Annotated in this window: 15 protein-coding genes and 1 tRNA gene; 1 reads left to right on the top strand and 15 read right to left on the bottom strand. The window is 68.8% G+C overall.

The features are described from left to right. The 13 genes from ABIC30_RS21200 to ABIC30_RS21140 form a co-directional block, all read right to left on the bottom strand. Entirely contained in the window at positions 1-1521 is a 1521-nt protein-coding gene (locus ABIC30_RS21200; protein ID WP_354456074.1) for an NADH-quinone oxidoreductase subunit M, read from the bottom strand. 1 nt (position 1522) lies between these two features. Beyond that, entirely contained in the window at positions 1523-3646 is a 2124-nt protein-coding gene (nuoL, locus tag ABIC30_RS21195) for an NADH-quinone oxidoreductase subunit L (RefSeq protein WP_020092242.1), read from the bottom strand. Between the two features lie 82 nt (positions 3647-3728). After that, a complete protein-coding gene (gene nuoK, locus ABIC30_RS21190; RefSeq protein WP_010686008.1) occupies positions 3729-4034 on the bottom strand; it encodes an NADH-quinone oxidoreductase subunit NuoK in 306 nt (101 codons plus the stop codon). Between the two features lie 34 nt (positions 4035-4068). After that, entirely contained in the window at positions 4069-4689 is a 621-nt protein-coding gene (locus ABIC30_RS21185) for an NADH-quinone oxidoreductase subunit J (protein WP_020092241.1), read from the bottom strand. A 222-nt stretch (positions 4690-4911) separates the two neighbouring features. Then, on the bottom strand, positions 4912-5400 hold the full coding sequence (gene nuoI / locus ABIC30_RS21180; RefSeq protein WP_007560744.1) for an NADH-quinone oxidoreductase subunit NuoI: 489 nt from the start codon (positions 5398-5400) through the stop codon (positions 4912-4914). Positions 5401-5427: 27 nt separating this feature from the next. Beyond that, positions 5428-6450, bottom strand: a complete 1023-nt coding sequence (nuoH, locus tag ABIC30_RS21175; protein WP_354456073.1) for an NADH-quinone oxidoreductase subunit NuoH — start codon at positions 6448-6450, stop codon at positions 5428-5430. A 13-nt stretch (positions 6451-6463) separates the two neighbouring features. Further along, on the bottom strand, positions 6464-8545 hold the full coding sequence (nuoG, locus tag ABIC30_RS21170) for an NADH-quinone oxidoreductase subunit NuoG (RefSeq protein WP_020092239.1): 2082 nt from the start codon (positions 8543-8545) through the stop codon (positions 6464-6466). A 192-nt stretch (positions 8546-8737) separates the two neighbouring features. Then, on the bottom strand, positions 8738-10039 hold the full coding sequence (gene nuoF / locus ABIC30_RS21165) for an NADH-quinone oxidoreductase subunit NuoF (protein WP_012319032.1): 1302 nt from the start codon (positions 10037-10039) through the stop codon (positions 8738-8740). 9 nt (positions 10040-10048) lie between these two features. Beyond that, complete coding sequence (gene nuoE, locus ABIC30_RS21160) at positions 10049-11410, bottom strand: NADH-quinone oxidoreductase subunit NuoE (protein ID WP_020092238.1); 1362 nt, start codon at positions 11408-11410, stop codon at positions 10049-10051. Between the two features lie 10 nt (positions 11411-11420). Next, entirely contained in the window at positions 11421-12611 is a 1191-nt protein-coding gene (locus ABIC30_RS21155; protein ID WP_354456072.1) for an NADH-quinone oxidoreductase subunit D, read from the bottom strand. A 16-nt stretch (positions 12612-12627) separates the two neighbouring features. Then, a complete protein-coding gene (locus tag ABIC30_RS21150; protein ID WP_354456071.1) occupies positions 12628-13275 on the bottom strand; it encodes an NADH-quinone oxidoreductase subunit C in 648 nt (215 codons plus the stop codon). A gap of 9 nt (positions 13276-13284) precedes the next feature. Next, on the bottom strand, positions 13285-13872 hold the full coding sequence (locus ABIC30_RS21145; protein WP_010686017.1) for a NuoB/complex I 20 kDa subunit family protein: 588 nt from the start codon (positions 13870-13872) through the stop codon (positions 13285-13287). A 42-nt stretch (positions 13873-13914) separates the two neighbouring features. Continuing rightward, positions 13915-14280, bottom strand: a complete 366-nt coding sequence (locus ABIC30_RS21140) for an NADH-quinone oxidoreductase subunit A (protein ID WP_007560754.1) — start codon at positions 14278-14280, stop codon at positions 13915-13917. 383 nt (positions 14281-14663) lie between these two features. Between ABIC30_RS21140 and ABIC30_RS21135 the strand changes: the two genes are divergently transcribed. Next, positions 14664-14740 (top strand) — tRNA-Asp (locus ABIC30_RS21135). A 100-nt stretch (positions 14741-14840) separates the two neighbouring features. Here ABIC30_RS21135 and ABIC30_RS21130 read toward each other — a convergent pair. Together ABIC30_RS21130 and ABIC30_RS21125 are read right to left on the bottom strand one after the other, a co-directional pair. Further along, positions 14841-15743 (bottom strand): EamA family transporter, encoded by a 903-nt coding sequence (locus ABIC30_RS21130; RefSeq protein ID WP_091680297.1) that lies wholly within the window; start codon positions 15741-15743, stop codon positions 14841-14843. Positions 15744-15783: 40 nt separating this feature from the next. After that, complete coding sequence (locus ABIC30_RS21125) at positions 15784-16023, bottom strand: DUF1127 domain-containing protein (protein WP_354456070.1); 240 nt, start codon at positions 16021-16023, stop codon at positions 15784-15786. Positions 16024-16085: the final 62 nt, after the last annotated feature.

The following is a 16085-nucleotide window of genomic DNA, read 5'->3' as shown; positions in this document are numbered from 1 at the left end:
TCAGCGCGGGATCGGCAGCGCCGCGGCGGCCGTCTGGGTGTTCGAGAGCGCGGTCTTGATGCTCGCCATCAGCGCGTCGGTCGAGGGCGCGAACACGTCGAGCACGGGGGCCGGGTGAACGCCGTAGTAGATCGTCAGGACGACCAGCGGCGCCAGGATGATCTTCTCGCGGGTGTCGAGATCCAGGATGCCCTGGAGATTCGGCTTCTCCAGCTTCCCGTAGATCACCCGGGCGTAGAGCCACAGGGCGTAGGCCGCCGACAGGATGATGCCGAAGGTCGAGAAGAACGCCACGTTCGGGTTCGCCTTGAAGGCGCCGAGCATGGCCAGGAACTCGCCGACGAAGCCCGAGGTGCCCGGCAGGCCGACATTGGCCATCGTGAACACCATCATGGCCACGGCGTAGAGCGGCATCCGCTTCACGAGGCCGCCATAGGCCGAGATCTCGCGGGTGTGCATCCGGTCGTAGACGACGCCGACGCAGAGGAAGAGCGCCCCCGACACGATGCCGTGGGAGATCATCAGGAACAGCGCGCCCTGGATGCCCTGCTCGTTCAGGGTGAACAGCCCCAGCGTCACGAAGCCCATATGGGCCACCGACGAGTAGGCGATCAGCTTCTTGATGTCGGTCTGCATCATCGCGGTGAGTGACGTGAAGATGATCGCGATCACCGACAGCGCGAACACGAAGGGCGCGAAGTCGTGGCTCGCCACCGGCAGCATCGGCAGCGAGATCCGGATGAAGCCGTAGCCGCCCATCTTCAGGAGGATGCCCGCCAGGATCACCGAGCCGGCGGTGGGCGCCTCCACGTGGGCGTCGGGCAGCCAGGTGTGGACCGGCCACATCGGCATCTTCACCGCGAAGGAGGCGAAGAAGCCGAGCCACAGCCAGGTCTGCATCTGCACCGGGAAGCGGTACTGCAGCAGGGTCGGGATGTCGGTGGTGCCGGCCTGCCAGTACATCGCCATCACGGCGAGCAGCATCAGCACCGAGCCGAGCAGGGTGTAGAGGAAGAACTTGAAGCTGGCGTAGACCCGGCGCGCGCCGCCCCAGATGCCGATGATCAGGAACATCGGGATCAGGCCGGCCTCGAAGAACAGGTAGAACAGCACCAGATCGAGGGCGGCGAAGACGCCGATCATCGTCGTCTCGAGGACGAGGAAGGCGACGAAGTACTCCTTCACCCGGAAGTGGATCGAGTGCCACGAGGCGCCGATGCAGAACGGCATCAGGAACGTGGTCAGCAGGATCAGCGGCATCGAGAAGCCGTCGACGCCGAGCTTGAACCGGATCGTCTCGGTGAGCCACGCGTGGCTCTCCACGAGCTGGAAGCTCGACGAGGCGGTGTCGTAGCGGCTCCACGCCACCAGGGAGAGCAGGAAGGTGACGATCGTGGTGGCGAGCGCGGCCCAGCGGCTGTTGCGCGCGACCGACTCCTCGTCGCCGTTCAGCGTGAGGATGAAGGCCGCGCCGCAGAGCGGCACGATCAGCAGGCCGGAGAGGATGCCGAGGCCGAGCATGTCAGTGTGCACCCTTGGGCAGGCCGGACATCAGGTACCAGCTGATCAGGCCGGCGACGCCGATGAGCATGACGAAGGCGTAGTGGTAGACGTAGCCGGTCTGGAGACGGACCACCCCGCGGGTCACGTCCACGACGCGCGCCGCGATCCCGTTCGGCCCGAGGCCGTCGATGATCCGGCCGTCGCCCTGCTTCCAGAGGAACAGGCCGAAATCCTTGGCCGGGCGGACGAAGATCCGGTCGTAGATCTCGTCGAAGTACCACTTGTTCAGCAGGAACCGGTACAGCGACGGCTGCTGCGCGGCGAGCGCGCCCGGCAGTTCCGGCCGGCGGATGTACATCCAGTAGGCCACGACGAAGCCGAGGATTAGCATGATCAGTGGCGAGTACGAGACCAGCGCCGGGACGTCGTGGATCTCGTGCATGATGTGGTTGTTCGGGCCGTGCGCCAGTGCGTGACCCCAGAATGCCTCCATCCCCTCGCCGATGAAGCGGTTGTGGAAGATGATCCCGGCGAACAGCGCGCCGAAGGCGAGGATCGCCAGCGGGATCGTCATCACCAGCGGGCTCTCGTGGGGCGTGTGGTCGCCGTGGTGGCCGTGCCCGTGGTGGTCGTCGGCGACGAGGTCGCTCTTGTGGGCCGGCTCGATGTCGTGGCCCTTGTCGTCGTGGGCGACGCCCTCGGTGTGCCCGGGCGCGCCGTCGGCCTCGTGGGCCATGGTCGCGTGGGCCGTAGTCGCGTGGGCGACCGCGGGCGCGTGGTGCTGATCGTGGGCGGCGTGGGCGCCCCAGCGGGCCGGGCCCTCGAAGGTCATGAAGAACAGGCGCCAGGAGTAGAACGAGGTGAAGAACGCCGCCACCACGGTGCACAGGAAGGCGAGCGTGTGCCCGGGGCGGGTCGAGGCGTAGGCCGCCTCGATGATCGCGTCCTTCGAGTAGTAGCCGGCCGTGTAGGGGAAGCCGATCAGCGCGAGCGAACCGATCGCCATCATGGCGCTGGTGTAGGGGATGTAGCGGCGCAGGCCGCCCATGTTCCGCATGTCCTGCTCGTGGTGCATCGCGTGGATGACCGAGCCGGCGCCGAGGAACAGCAGCGCCTTGAAGAAGGCGTGGGTGAACAGGTGGAACACGCCGGCCGCGTAGGCGCCGACGCCGAGCGCCACGAACATGTAGCCGAGCTGCGAGCAGGTCGAGTAGGCGATCACCCGCTTGATGTCGTTCTGCACGAGGCCGATCGTGGCCGCGAACAGGGACGTGATGCCGCCGATCACCGTCACGACGATCAGCGCGTTCGGCGCCTCCTCGAAGAGCGGCGACAGGCGGGCGACCATGAACACGCCGGCGGTGACCATCGTGGCGGCATGGATCAGCGCCGAGACCGGGGTCGGGCCCTCCATGGCGTCGGGCAGCCACGTGTGCAGCAGGAACTGCGCCGACTTGCCCATGGCGCCCATGAACAGCAGCAGGCAGGCCAGTGTCAGGGCGTTCCAGTCGTAGCCGAGGAGGTGGAAGCTCAGCGTCTTGATCGCGTCGACCTTGCCGAAGACGGCGTCGAACGCCACCGAGCCGGTCAGCACGAAGACCAGGAAGATGCCGAGCGAGAAGCCGAAATCGCCGACGCGGTTGACGATGAACGCCTTCATGGCGGCGGCGTTGGCCGAGGGCTTCTCGTACCAGAAGCCGATCAGCAGGTACGAGGCGAGGCCCACGCCCTCCCAGCCGAAGAACATCTGGACGAGGTTGTCGGCCGTCACCAGCATCAGCATGGCGAAGGTGAACAGCGACAGGTAGGCGAAGAAGCGCGGCCGGTGCGGATCCTCCTCCATGTAGCCCACGGAGTAGAGGTGCACGAGGGTCGAGACGGTGGTCACGACGACCAGCATCACCCGGGTCAGGGTGTCGACCTTGAAGGCCCAGTCGACCTGGAGGTCGCCGGCCGCGAACCAGGACGCCACCTGCACGCGCTCGGCCGGCCCGCCGTCGATGAACACGCCCCAGGCGATCAGCGCCGTGAAGGCGAGGAAGGACGTGGTGATGTACTCACAGGCCCGCGCCCCGATGTACCGGCCGAACAGGCCGGCGATCAGGAAGCCGATGAGCGGGAAGAAGACGATCGCGTGATACATCGCTCTCTTGCAGTCCGTCCTCCGGGCCGGCCGCGAAGCGGCGGCGTCCGGATGTCACTCGGGGCGCGCGAAGGGGAAGGCCCTAGCCCTTCATCATGCTGACGTCTTCCACCGCGATCGAGCCGCGGTTGCGGAAGAACACCACCAGGATGGCGAGGCCGATCGCCGATTCGGCGGCCGCGACGGTCAGCACGAACAGGGCGAAGACCTGTCCGGTGATGTCGTTCAGCTGCGTCGAGAAGGCGACGAGGTTGATGTTGACCGAGAGCAGGATCAGCTCGACCGACATCAGGATGACGATGATGTTCTTGCGGTTGATGAAGATGCCGAGCACGCCGAGCGTGAACAGGATCGCCGCGACGGTGAGGTAGTGGCTCAGGCCGATCATCGTTCGATTCCTCCGGCTCTCATCAGCGCGCGCATCAGACCTCGACACCTTGGCGCGAGGGGACCTTGCGGGTCTCGACCGCCATGGCCTGGGTGCGGGCGTTCTGGACCGCGATGTTCTGGCGCTTGACGCCCGGCCGGTCGCGCAGCGTCAGCACGATGGCGCCGATCATGGCGACCAGCAGGATCAGGCCGGCGAGCTGGAAGAAGTAGGCGTAGTCCGTGTAGATCACGCGGCCCAGCGCCTGGGCATTGGTGAGGTTCTCGGCCGAGGCGACGTTGCCGAGCGGGGCCTGGACGAGGCCCGGGTCGATGCTCCACGAGCCGACGACCAGCAGGATCTCGACCAAGAAGATCGCGCCGATCAGGGCGCCGATCGGGAGATACTGCTGGAAGCCCTGGCGCAGCTCGGCGAAATCGACGTCGAGCATCATCACCACGAACAGGAACAGCACCGCGACCGCGCCGACGTAGACGACCACGAGGATCATCGCGAGGAACTCGGCGCCCATCAGGACGAACAGTCCGGCGGCGTTCACGAAGGCGAGGATCAGGAACAGCACCGAGGCGACGGGATTGCGCGAGGCGATCACCATGAAGCCCGACGCGACCGTGATGCTCGCGAACAGATAGAAGAAGGCGGCTGCTGCGGTCATGCGCTGATCGGGATCGGCCGCCGGAGCGGCCCCTTCTGCCGTGCGTGGAGACGGTCCGCGGCGGGCGGCCCGTCTATAGAACCCGGTCGACGGGGGCACAACAGCGCCCCCGGCATGGCTCTAGAGCATCCCACCGGAACCGGGAACCGGTGCGACGCTCTAGGGCCTTGTTTTCGCGTCATCTTCTGCCGGGCACCGGCGACCGGTGCCCGGGACGACGGCTCAGCGATACGGCGCGTCCATCGCGATGTTGCGGGCGATCTCGCGCTCCCAGCGGTCACCGTTCAGCAGGAGCTTCTGCTTGTCGTAGAGGAGCTCCTCGCGGGTCTCCACCGAGAACTCGAAGTTCGGCCCTTCCACGATGGCGTCCACCGGGCAGGCCTCCTGGCACATGCCGCAGTAGATGCACTTCACCATGTCGATGTCGTAGCGCGTCGTGCGGCGGGTGCCGTCGTTGCGCCGGGGGCCCGCCTCGATGGTGATCGCCTGCGCCGGGCAGATCGCCTCGCAGAGCTTGCACGCGATGCAGCGCTCCTCGCCGTTCGGGTAGCGGCGCAGCGCGTGCTCGCCCCGGAAGCGCGGACCGCGATGGCCCATCTCGAAGGGGTAGTTGATCGTGGCCTTCGGCTTGAAGAAGTAGCGCATGCCGAGGATCATCCCGGACACGAACTCCTTCAGGAGGAGGCTCTTGGCGACCTGATCGAGCTTCATGCCCGGATCTCCGATGCGAAGGGGGGCTCAGGCGCTCGGCGCGAGGCCGGTCAGCTTGAGCACGAAGGCGACGACGACGACCGAGATCAGGGAGATCGGCAGGAAGACCTTCCAGCCGAGACGCATGAGCTGGTCGTAGCGGTAGCGGGGCACGATGGACTTCACCATCGCGAACAGGAAGAACAGGAAGCTGGCCTTCAGGGTGAACCAGATCACGCCCGGCACCCAGGTGAAGGGCGCGAACGGGATCGGGGACAGCCAGCCGCCCAGGAACAGGATGGTCCCGAGGGCGCACATGCTCATGATGGCGACGTACTCGCCGAGCATGAACAGCAGGTACGGCGTCGAGGAGTACTCGACCATGTAGCCGGCCACGAGCTCCGACTCCGCCTCCGGCAGGTCGAAGGGCGGGCGGTTGGTCTCGGCGAGCGCCGAGACGAAGAACACCACGAACATCGGGAACAGCCACAGCCAGTACCAGCCGAACAGGCCGAGGCTGGTGTCCTGCGCCATCACGATGCGCGAGAGGTTGAGCGAGCCGGCGCAGAGCAGCACGCAGATGATCACGAAGCCGAGCGAGACCTCGTAGGAGATCATCTGGGCCGCGGAGCGGAGGGCGCCGAGGAAGGCGTATTTCGAGTTCGACGCCCATCCGCCCATGATGACGCCGTACACGCCGAGCGACGAGATCGCGAAGATGTAGGTGATGCCGACATTGATGTCGGCGATCGCCCAGCCGTCCGCGAGCGGGATCACCGCCCAGCTCGACAGGGCGAGCATCGCGAAGACCAGCGGCGCCAGCAGGTAGATCGCCTTGTTGGCGCCCGCCGGGATCACCGGCTCCTTGATCACGAACTTGATCAGGTCGGCAAAGGACTGGAACAGGCCGAACGGCCCGACCACGTTCGGGCCGCGGCGGAGCTGCACCGCCGCCCAGATCTTGCGGTCGGCGAGCAGCGCGTAGGCGATGAAGACGAGGAGTGCCGAGAGCAGCACGAAGCTCTTCAGCACGATCAGGAGCACGGTCCCGAGGATTTCGAGCGGCGTCATCGGTCTTGAGCTCCTACTCGGCCGCCGCGAGGGGCTGCGCCTCGGCGGCGCGCTCCCGGGCGAGGCGCGAGCACTCCGCGAGGATCCGCGAGGCGCGGGCGATCGGGTTGGTGAGGTAGAAGTCGGTCACGGGCGACGCGAAGGCCGGACCGGTCGCGGTGCCGCCGAGGCCGGCGAGCCGGTCGACCGCCTCGGTCACGTTGCCCGGCTCGACGGCGCCGACCGCCGCCAGATGCGGGTGGGCGGCGTAGAGCGCGCGGCGCAGCGCGGTCAGCGAGTCGAACGGCAGGCGCTTGCCCAGCACGTCCGAGAGCGCGCGCAGGATCGCCCAGTCCTCGCGGGCGTCGCCCGGCGGGAAGGCGGCGCGGTTGCCCATCTGGACCCGGCCCTCGGTGTTCACCCAGGTCGCCGACTTCTCGCTGTAGGCGGCCCCCGGCAGGATCACGTCGGCGCGGGCGGCGCCGCGGTCGCCGTGGCTGCCCTGGTAGACCACGAAGGCGCCCGGGGCGACGTCGCGCTCGTCGGCGCCGAGGTTGAACAGGACGTCGAGCGCGCCCGGCTCCAGCATCTGCGTGAAGGTCAGGCCGCCCTCCCCCGGCACGAAGCCGAGATCGAGCGCGCCGACCCGGGCCGCGGCCGTGTGCAGCACGCCGAAGCCGTTCCCCTCGGCCGAGACCGCGCCGATCTCCTTCGCGAGGGAGGCGGCAGCGGCCAGGATGCCCGGCGCCGCATTGGCGCCGACGATGACGAGCGGCGCCTTCGCCTCCTTGAGGATCTCGAGGAAGCTGTGCTCGCCGCGGGCGAGCGCCGCGAGTGAGTCGGGGCCGGCGCCGATGTAGTGGCTCGGGTAGGTCAGGTCGACCGGCTCGCCGATCACGCCCACCGCCAGCGGGGCCATGCGCCAGCGCTTGCGGATACGGACGTTCAGCAGCGAGGCCTCGGTGCGCGGGTTGGCGCCGACGATCAGGATCGCGTCCGCCGCCTCGATGCCCGGGATGGTCGGGTTGAAGATGTAGGAGGCGCGGCCGAGCGCCGGGTCGAGGCCGGCATCGGTCTGGCGGCAGTCGAGGTTCGGCGAGCCGAGGCTCCTGACCAGCTCGCGGAGTGCGAAGATCTCCTCGACGCCCGCGAGGTCGCCGACGACCGCGCCGACGCGCTTCGGATCCGTGCCCTTCACCTTCGCGGCGATGGCCTGGAACGCCTCACCCCAGGAGGCGGGCCGCAACCGGCCGTTCTCGCGGAGGTACGGCCGGTCGAGGCGCTGCATGCGCAGCCCATCGATGTGGTAGCGCGTCTTGTCGGAGATCCACTCCTCGTTGATCTCCTCGCTGATCCGCGGCTCGATCTGCATGACCTCGCGGCCGCGTGTGTCGATGCGGATCGACGAGCCGACCGCGTCCATCACGTCGACCGACTCGGTCTTGTTCAGCTCCCACGGGCGGACGTTGTAGCTCTGCGGCCGGTGCACGAGGGCGCCCACGGGGCAGAGGTCGGCCACGTTGCCCTGCAGCTCCGAGGCCATCGACTGCTCGAGGTAGCTCGTGATCTCCATGTCCTCGCCGCGGCCGATGGCGCCGAGGTCGGGCACGCCCGCCACCTCGGCGAGGAAGCGCACGCAGCGGGTGCAGTGGATGCAGCGGTTCATCGCGGTCCGCACCAGCGGGCCGATATGCTTCTCCTCGACCGCGCGCTTGTTCTCCGTGTAGCGGGTCGAATCGACCCCGTAGGCCATGGCCTGGTCCTGCAGGTCGCAGTGGCCGCCCTGGTCGCAGATCGGGCAGTCGAGCGGGTGGTTGATGAGGAGGAACTCCATCACCCCCTCGCGGGCCTTCTTGGTGCCCTGCGAGCGCGTCAGCACCTCAGGCGGCTCGCCGTTCGGGCCGGGGCGGCAATCCTTCACCGCGTAGGCGCAGGAGGCCACCGGCTTCGGCGCGCCCTTCAGCTCGACGAGGCACATGCGGCAATTGCCGGCGATCGACAGGCGCTCGTGGAAGCAGAAGCGCGGGATCTCGGCCCCCGCGGCCTCGCAGGCCTGGAGCAGCGTGTAATCGGCGGGGACGTCGACCTCGGTGCCGTCGACGAGGATTTTTGTCATCGGATCGTCTCGTAAACTGGCCCAAACGCGCGAGGCCGCATCCCACCCACGCCCTCATCCTGAGGTGCGAGGCGCAGCCGAGCCTCGAAGGAGATGTCCAGCCGGCCTCGCGATCTCTGGAGGACTCCTTCGAGGCCCGCTGACGCAGGCACCTCAGGATGAGGCTGTGGGTTGGACACCGGCATAGCGCCCTTACTCGGCGGCCATCGGCACAGGCTCGCTGTGCGGGTTGGCGGTGTAGCGGTCGATGCGCTTCTCGATCTCGGGGCGGAAGTGCCGGATCAGGCCCTGGATCGGCCAGGCCGCGGCGTCGCCCAGCGCGCAGATCGTGTGCCCCTCGATCTGCTTGGTGACCTCGAACAGCATGTCGATCTCGCGCTTCTGCGCGCGGCCCTCGGTCATGCGCTGCATGACCCGCCACATCCAGCCTGTGCCCTCGCGGCAGGGCGTGCACTGGCCGCAGGACTCGTGCTTGTAGAAGTACGAGATCCGGGTGATCGCCGCGACGATGTCGGTGGACTTGTCGAGCACGATCACCGCCGCGGTGCCGAGGCCGGAGCCCAGGTTGCGCAGGGTGTCGAAGTCCATCTTGGCGTCGACGATCTGCTCGGCCGGCACCAGCGGCACCGACGAGCCGCCCGGGATCGAGCACAGCAGGTTGTCCCAGCCGCCGCGCATGCCGCCGCAATGGCGGTCGATGAGCTCGCGGAAGGTGATGCCGAGCTCCTCCTCGACGTTGCACGGCTTGTTGACGTGCCCGGAGACGCAGAAGAGCTTGGTGCCGGTGTTGTTCTTGCCGCCGAGGCCGGCGAACCACGCGCCGCCCCGGCGCAGGATCGTGCCGGCGACCGCGATCGACTCGACGTTGTTCACGGTCGTGGGGCAGCCGTAGAGGCCCATATTGGCCGGGAACGGCGGCTTCAGCCGCGGCATGCCCTTCTTGCCCTCGAGGCTCTCGATGAGCGCCGTCTCCTCGCCGCAGATATAGGCGCCGGCGCCGTGGTGGACGTAGATGTCGAACGGGTAGTCGTGGACGTTCGACTGGCCGACGAGGCGGGCCGCGTAGGCCTCGTCCACGGCCTTCTGGAGGGCGTGCTTCTCGGCGACGTACTCACCGCGGATGTAGATGTAGCAGGCATGCGCGTTCATCGCGAAGCAGGCCAGCATGCAGCCCTCGATCAGGAGATGCGGGTCGTGCCGCATGATCTCCCGGTCCTTGCAGGTGCCCGGCTCCGACTCGTCGGCGTTGACCACGAGATAGTGCGGGCGCCCGTCGGACTTCTTGGGCATGAACGACCATTTGAGGCCGGTGGGGAAGCCCGCGCCGCCGCGGCCGCGCAGGCCCGAGGCCTTCATCTCCTCGATGATCCAGTCGCGGCCCTGCTCCAGCAGGAACTTGGTCCCGTCCCACGCGCCGCGCTTCTTGGCGGCCTCCAGGCCCGGCGAGTGCAGGCCGTAGAGATTGGTGAAGATGCGATCCTGATCCGACAGCATGTCAGGTCCTCACTGAGCCGGCGCCGACAGGGCCTTGGCCTGCCCCACCCAGTTCTCCCGGTCGATGCGACCCGGGAACGCGAGGTAGGTGCCGACCCAGGCGATCTCGTCGCGGGACCAGGCGGCGATCTGGTCGAAATGGTAGATGCCGAGCCCGTTCAGGCGCTGGCTGTTACCCGGGCCGATGCCCTTGATGCGCGTCAGCTCGTCCGGCTTGCCGGCGCGGGCGGCCTCCAGCCCCGGCGGCCGCTTGCCCACGGCGTCGGCCTTCTGCTCGGGGCTCGCGTCCTTCGGCAGGGCCGCGAGCGCGCCGGCGATGCGCGCCTCCTCGGTCTCGGCCGCCACCTCGCCCTCGCTGGCGCCGGAGGCCTCCGGCTGCTGCGGGACGGCGTCGCGGTTCGGCACCGCCTGGTGGCCCTGCTCGCCGGCGGCGGGCTCGCCCTCGGCGACGCGCTTGGCCGGCGTGTCGAGCACGTCCGCGTCGCCCGGCCGGGCGGCGCCGTGCTTGGCGGTGGAGCGGCCGCGCTCGGCCGCGTCGGCGCGATCCTCGGGCTTCACCGGGCTCTCGCCGTTGGCGGCGCGCTGGGCCGGAGCGTCGCTCACGGGACGCTCGACCGGGCGGCCGGCGTCGGGCCGGGCCGGCTTCGGGTTCTCGGCGGCCTGCTGCGTGCTGGACGCGGCTTCACCGGTCTGGGCGGCCGGTTCCTCCGCCTTGCCGGCCTCCTCGAAGCGCTTGCGCCACGCGCCGACCCGCGAGCCGTCGAACAGCGTCGGGTCGGTGAGGGTGTTCACGGCGTCCCGGGGCTCGGACGAGACGCGCCCGGTCTGCGAGCCGACCTTCACGGGCCGGCCGGCGGCGAGGTCGTCCATCAGCTGGCCGAGGGACTCGGGCGTCAGGTCCTCGTAGTAATCCTGGTTGATCTGCACCATCGGCGCGTTGCAGCAGGCGCCGAGGCACTCGACCTCGAGCCACGAGAAATTGCCGTCGGCCGAGACGTGTCCGGCCGGGCCCAGACGGGCCTGGAGCATCTCCTTGAGGCCCCGCGCGCCGCAGGAATCGCACGGGACCGTGCCGCAGACCTGGATCCAGAAGCGGCCCACGGGCTCGAGGGCGAACATCGTGTAGAAGGTCGCGACCTCCAGCACGCGGATGTTCGGCATGCCGAGCTCGGCCGCCACCGCCTCGATGGCCGCCCGCGGCAGCCAGCCGCCGTTCTGCTCCTGCGCCCGCCACAGGAGCGAGATCACCGCCGAGGCCTGGCGGCCTTCGGGGTACTTGGCGATCTGGGTCTTGGCCCACTCGGCATTCTCAGGGGAGAACGCGAAGCTCTCGGGCTGCTCCGAGGCCGGGGCGAGTCTGCGGTTTGCCATCGCTTCTGTCTTACCGATCCACTTCGCCGAACACGATGTCGAGCGTGCCGAGCACGCAGGACACGTCGGCTAAGAGGTGCCCGCGGCACATCCAGTCCATCGCCTGCAGGTGCGCGAAGCCCGGCGCGCGGATCTTGCAGCGATACGGCTTGTTGGTCCCGTCGGACACCAGGTACACGCCGAACTCGCCCTTCGGCGCCTCGACCGCGGCGTAGACCTCGCCCTCGGGCACGTGGAAGCCCTCGGTGTAGAGCTTGAAGTGGTGGATGAGCGCCTCCATCGAGCGCTTCATCTCCCGGCGCGGCGGCGGCGCGAACTTGCCGTCGACGGAGGCGATCGGCCCCTGGCCGGCGGGCTCGCGCAGCTTGGCGACGCACTGCTTCATGATGCGCACCGACTGGCGCATCTCCTCCATGCGGATCACCTGGCGATCGTAGGTGTCGCCGTTCTTCCCGACGGGGATGTCGAACTCCATCTCCTCGTAGCACTCGTAGGGCTGCGCCTTGCGCAGGTCCCACGGGATGCCGGAGCCGCGCACCATCACGCCCGAGAAGCCCCACTCCATCGCCTCGTCGACCGACACGATGCCGATATCGACGTTGCGCTGCTTGAAGATGCGGTTGGCCATGACGAGGTCGTCGAGGTCCTGCACGACCTGCAGGAACGGGTCGCAGAACGCGTCGATGTCGTCGATGAGCTTCGGCGGAAGGTCCTGGTGGACGCCGCCGGGCCGGAAGTAGTTGGCGTGGAGCCGGGCGCCGGAGGCCCGCTCGTAGAAGATCATCAGCTTCTCGCGCTCCTCGAAACCCCAGAGCGGGGGCGTGAGGGCGCCGACGTCCATCGCCTGCGTGGTGACGTTGAGCAGGTGCGACAGCAGGCGGCCGATCTCGCAGAACAGCACGCGGATCAGCTGCGCGCGGCGCGGCACCTCGATCCCGGCGAGCTTCTCGATCGCCAGGCAGAAGGCGTGCTCCTGGTTCATCGGCGACACGTAGTCGAGCCGGTCGAAATAGGGCGTCGCCTGCAGGTAGGTCTTGTACTCGATCAGCTTCTCGGTGCCGCGGTGGAGCAGCCCGATATGCGGGTCGACCCGCTCGACCACCTCGCCGTCGAGTTCCAGCACGAGGCGCAGCACGCCGTGCGCCGCCGGGTGCTGCGGGCCGAAGTTGATCGCGAAGTTGCGGATGTTGTGTTCGGTCACGGACGGTCTCCGCGGCTCAAGCCGACGTCTTCTCGTCGCCGGGGAGCACGTAGTCGGTGCCTTCCCACGGGGACAAGAAGTCGAAGTTCCGGAATTCCTGCGTCAGCTGCACCGGCTCGTAGACGACCCGCGCCTGGTCTTGGTCGTAGCGGACCTCGACGAAGCCGGTGAGCGGGAAGTCCTTGCGCAGGGGGTGCCCCTCGAAGCCGTAATCGGTGAGCAGGCGGCGCAGGTCGGGATGGCCCGAGAACAGGATCCCGTAGAGGTCGTAGGTCTCGCGCTCGTACCAGTTGGCCGCCGGGAAGACCTCGATCACCGAGGGGACCGGCGTCACCTCGTCGGTCTGCACCTTGACCCGGATGCGCAGGTTATGGCGCAGGGAGAGGAGGTGGTAGACCACGTCGAAGCGCTTCTCGCGCTGCGGGTAGTCCACGCCGCAAATGTCGATGAAGTTGCGGAACGCGCAGGCCGGATCGTCGCGCAGGTAGGTGAGCGCGTAGACGATGTCGGAGGCCTGGATCACCAGCGTCAGCTCGCCGAACGCGATGGCGTGGGACACCACCGCCGGGCCGAGGGCGCCGACGACGCGCTCGGCCAGGGCCGTGACGGCGTCGTCGCCGTAGACCGGCTGGGTGTGGGGCAGGATCGAGATGCCGTTCGTCATGGCCGCTCCTCAGCGCTCGATCGTGCCGGTCCGGCGGATCTTCTTCTGCAGCAGCAGCACGCCGTAGAGCAGCGCCTCGGCGGTGGGCGGGCAGCCGGGCACGTAGATGTCCACCGGCACCACCCGGTCGCAGCCGCGCACCACCGAGTAGGAATAGTGGTAGTAGCCGCCGCCGTTGGCGCAGGAGCCCATGGAGATGACGTAGCGCGGCTCCGGCATCTGGTCGTAGACCTTGCGCAGAGCCGGGGCCATCTTGTTGGTGAGTGTGCCGGCGACGATCATCACGTCGGACTGGCGCGGCGAGCCGCGGGGTGCGAAGCCGAATCGCTCGCAATCGTAGCGCGGCATCGACATCTGCATCATCTCGACCGCGCAGCAGGCGAGACCGAAGGTCATCCACATCAGCGAGCCCGTGCGGGCCCAGTTGATCAGCTCGTCCGTGGTGGTGAGCAGGAAGCCCCGGTCGGCGAGCTCGTCGCTGATCGACAGGAAGGTCGGGTCGTCCGCGCCGATCGGGCGGCCGGTGTTGGGATCGATGATCCCCTTCGGCTGGGGCGCGATCGCGGGGGCGCGGTTGGTGTCGGTGATCAGGGCCATCGGCGACTCAAGAATTCGGTGCGGGCGGCGAGCGGCGGGAGATTAATCCCATTCGAGGGCGCCCTTGCGCCACTCGTAGACGAAACCGACGGTCAGCACGCCCAGGAAGACGATCATCGACCAGAAGCCGAACCAGCCCAGGTCCCCGAAGGTGATCGCCCAGGGGAAGAGGAACGCGACCTCGAGGTCGAAGATGATGAACAAGATGGCGACGAGGTAGAAGCGCACGTCGAACTTCATGCGGGCGTCGTCGAACGCGTTGAAGCCGCACTCGTAGGCCGAGAGCTTCTCGGGATCGGGGCTCTTGAAGGCCACCAGGAACGGCACGACCAGGAGCGCCGTGGCGATGAACAGCGCCACGCCGATGAACACGATGAGCGGCAGGTAATCCGCCAACAATCCGGTCATGCCAGGGCCTCGCGAGACGAGTGAAACCGCGGTGCGACGCCGACCCGGATCCGCCCGTGGAATTGTTCTTATGCCAGGATGCGCGCGGCCGGAGGCTTAGTCGAGCCGCCGGCCCGTGACAATGGCTTGTCGCGTCGCACAAAGCGCGCTGTCAGCCGTCCTGTCGGTCGTCCTGTCGGTCATGTCCGAGATGGGCTTGCGCGGCGCCGGCGCAACACGACGGAAGCGCGCAGGCCCGAGTCGGGTGGCTGGTATGCCTGCGGCGGCGGTCGCGGATCGAGGCGGATGCGAATCCGTGCGGGACGCGCTTGACAGGGCACCGGGCGCCCCATAAACCCCGCCCCGTCGCCGGGCGAAACGCCCCTTCGAAGCGACCACGCCGTGCGGGCGTAGCTCAGTTGGTTAGAGTGCCGGCCTGTCACGCCGGAGGTCGCGGGTTCGAGCCCCGTCGCCCGCGCCACGTCCCCCCGATATCACCATCAGAATTCGTCTCGCGGTGCACCGTGCCGACGGGCAGTCGCGCCTGCCCGAGCGGGACGGGTGATGGCTCGGCCGTGCGGTCAGGCCACCTTCGACGATTCGGGGGCAGGACTCGGCGGAGCGACCGCGCCCGGCCGCGTCCCGCGCAGGCTGAGGGCGATACCCGTCAGGATCAGGCCTCCCCCGGCCAGGATGTCGGCGCTCAGCGGTTCGCCCAGGACGAGATGCGTGCTCAGGATGCCGGCCACCGGCACCAGCAGGGCGAAGGGGGTCACGGCAGCCGCCGGGTAGCGGGTCAGGAGCCCGTTCCAGAGGCCGAAGGCGAGGAGCGTCGTCGGGTAGGCCTGGAACGCGACCGATCCGATCGCCCCCCAGCTCGGATGCGCCAGCGCCGTGAGCGCCCCGGGCCCCTCGACGATCAGCGATAGGATGAGCAGGGGCGGCGTGGTGGCGAGGCTGCTCCAGACCATCAGCGCCAGGCGGTCGACCCGGCCGATCCGCTTCGCGACGACGTTCGCGCTGGCCCAGGACAGGGCCGCGCCGACGACGAGGATCAGCGGGCCGAGCGGGGCGCCTCCGCCCCGCCCGAGCGCCACCGCGGCGACGCCGAGGAGCGCGATGCTGCCGCCCAGGATCTGTCGTCGGCGCGGGCGCTCCCCCTGCAGGGCCCAGGCGAGCGCCACGGTGAACGGGACCTGGACCTGGATCAGGAGCGACGACAGCCCGGCCGGCATGCCGAGGCGGATCGCCGTCATGAGCAGCCCGAACTGGCCGACCCCGAGGGCGAGGCCGAACCCCGCCACCAGGGCGACGGGGGCCCGGGGCGGCCGGATCACCAGCGCCGCCGGCAGCGCCGCGAAGCCGAAGCGCAGGGCGCACAGCATCAGCGGCGGCACCGTCTCCAGGCCGACCTTGATGGCCACGAAGGCCAGCCCGAGGATCGTGACCACCAGGATTGCGGCGAGCCCGTCGCGCAGCGTCATGCGCGCACCCTACGCCGCACGCCGCCGCGTCACCACCGCATCACCAAGGCCGCACGGCCGCTCGGGCATGGCGTCGCTCGTCGCGCCGGCCGACCAGCAGGTGGATCGCGTCGCCCGTGCCGGGCACGCAGGCATCGGCCACGTCCTGCCGCGTCAGGCCGATATCCTTCAGTTCCCGGTCCGACAGGGTCGACAGGCGCTGGAGCACGCGCCGGTTCATCGCCGCCCGCGTCAGGCCCGCGCGCACCTCGGCGGCGACCGTCAGCACGGGCCCGGCCATCCGGGCGAGCCATCCGCCGCGCGATCTGATCCGGGATCCGATCCGGGATCCGATCCGGGTTT

The sequence above is a fragment of the Methylobacterium sp. 1030 genome, from assembly GCF_040544715.1.
Taxonomy (GTDB): domain Bacteria; phylum Pseudomonadota; class Alphaproteobacteria; order Rhizobiales; family Beijerinckiaceae; genus Methylobacterium.
Note: the sequence above shows the minus strand (reverse complement) of the source record. Positions and strands in the feature narration are given on the sequence as shown.

What these genes read in the sequence shown, in the direction of transcription:
- nuoE (WP_020092238.1), bottom strand. Translation starts at nt 11,410, where the DNA reads ATGGCAAACCGCAGACTCGCCCCGGCCTCGGAGCAGCCCGAGAGCTTC.
- nuoI (WP_007560744.1), bottom strand. Translation starts at nt 5,400, where the DNA reads ATGAAGCTCGATCAGGTCGCCAAGAGCCTCCTCCTGAAGGAGTTCGTG.
- ABIC30_RS21125 (WP_354456070.1), bottom strand. Translation starts at nt 16,023, where the DNA reads ATGGCCGGGCCCGTGCTGACGGTCGCCGCCGAGGTGCGCGCGGGCCTG.
- ABIC30_RS21140 (WP_007560754.1), bottom strand. Translation starts at nt 14,280, where the DNA reads ATGACCGGATTGTTGGCGGATTACCTGCCGCTCATCGTGTTCATCGGC.
- ABIC30_RS21200 (WP_354456074.1), bottom strand. Translation starts at nt 1,521, where the DNA reads ATGCTCGGCCTCGGCATCCTCTCCGGCCTGCTGATCGTGCCGCTCTGC.
- nuoK (WP_010686008.1), bottom strand. Translation starts at nt 4,034, where the DNA reads ATGATCGGCCTGAGCCACTACCTCACCGTCGCGGCGATCCTGTTCACG.
- nuoH (WP_354456073.1), bottom strand. Translation starts at nt 6,450, where the DNA reads ATGACGCCGCTCGAAATCCTCGGGACCGTGCTCCTGATCGTGCTGAAG.
- nuoF (WP_012319032.1), bottom strand. Translation starts at nt 10,039, where the DNA reads ATGCTGTCGGATCAGGATCGCATCTTCACCAATCTCTACGGCCTGCAC.
- ABIC30_RS21185 (WP_020092241.1), bottom strand. Translation starts at nt 4,689, where the DNA reads ATGACCGCAGCAGCCGCCTTCTTCTATCTGTTCGCGAGCATCACGGTC.
- ABIC30_RS21145 (WP_010686017.1), bottom strand. Translation starts at nt 13,872, where the DNA reads ATGGCCCTGATCACCGACACCAACCGCGCCCCCGCGATCGCGCCCCAG.
- nuoL (WP_020092242.1), bottom strand. Translation starts at nt 3,646, where the DNA reads ATGTATCACGCGATCGTCTTCTTCCCGCTCATCGGCTTCCTGATCGCC.
- nuoG (WP_020092239.1), bottom strand. Translation starts at nt 8,545, where the DNA reads ATGACAAAAATCCTCGTCGACGGCACCGAGGTCGACGTCCCCGCCGAT.
- ABIC30_RS21150 (WP_354456071.1), bottom strand. Translation starts at nt 13,275, where the DNA reads ATGACGAACGGCATCTCGATCCTGCCCCACACCCAGCCGGTCTACGGC.
- ABIC30_RS21130 (WP_091680297.1), bottom strand. Translation starts at nt 15,743, where the DNA reads ATGACGCTGCGCGACGGGCTCGCCGCAATCCTGGTGGTCACGATCCTC.